This is a genomic window from Blastococcus sp. CCUG 61487 (assembly GCF_005222955.1).
Classification (GTDB): Bacteria; Actinomycetota; Actinomycetes; order Mycobacteriales; family Geodermatophilaceae; genus Blastococcus.
Map to the genome: position 1 here is coordinate 1 of NZ_LWUA01000071.1, position 795 is coordinate 795.

At 71.2% G+C, this 795-nt stretch carries 2 protein-coding genes and 1 other annotated feature; both genes read left to right on the forward strand.

The annotated features are described in order from the left end of the window. Positions 1-52: 52 nt before the first annotated feature. Positions 53-370, forward strand: coding sequence for a transposase (locus tag A6V29_RS05815; protein WP_170977712.1), 318 nt, complete (start codon positions 53-55; stop codon positions 368-370). Further along, positions 331-459, forward strand: a sequence feature (AL1L pseudoknot). Its footprint overlaps the gene before it by 40 nt. Then, a partial coding sequence (locus A6V29_RS05820; RefSeq protein WP_170977713.1) for an IS3 family transposase occupies positions 373-795 on the forward strand: 423 nt, incomplete at its 3' end. Its footprint overlaps the feature before it by 87 nt.

A 795-nucleotide genomic window follows, 5' to 3' on the forward strand; every position in this document is an offset into this window, starting at 1 on the left:
TGTCCCGCCCCGGGTCTGATGGAGGCTCTCAATCCACGTGAGGATGAGAGTCATGGCGGCACCGAGGAAGTACCCCGAGGAGCTTCGGGAGCGGGCGACCCGGCTGACGGTCGACGCGCGGCGTGACCCGGCCACCCGGACCGGGGCGTTCAAGCGGATCGGCGAGCAACTGGGGATCAATCCCGAGACGCTGCGCAACTGGGTGATTCAGGCCGAGATCGACGAAGGTCACCGGCCGGGCACCACGACCGATGACGCCACCCGGCTGGCCGAGCTGGAACGGGAGAACCGGGAGCTGCGGAGGGCGAACGCGATCCTGAAGAGCGCGTCGGCTTTCTTCGCGGCGGAGCTCGACCGCCCCTCCCGCTGATCGTGGCCTACATCGATCAGCACAAGCTCGAACACGGGGTCGAGCCGGTCTGCGCGGTCCTCACCGAGGCCGGCGCGAAGATCGCCCCGAGCACCTACTACGCACACCGCACCCGGCCGCCCTCGGCCCGGTCGGTCACCGACGCGGCCACCACCGCGGTGATCGAGAAGGTGCATGCCGAGAACTACGGGGTCTACGGCGCCCGCAAGGTGCACGCCGAAGTGCGCCGCCAAGGCCACGCCGTGGCCCGGTGCACCGTCGAGCGGCTGATGCGCTGCGCCGGGCTGCGCGGCATCACTCGGGCGAAGGGCCCGCGCACCACGGTGCCCGGCACCGGCCCGGACACCCGCCCGGACCTGGTCGATCGGGCGTTCACCGCGACCGGCCCAGACCAGCTGTGGGTTGCCGACATCGAGCGCCACGAG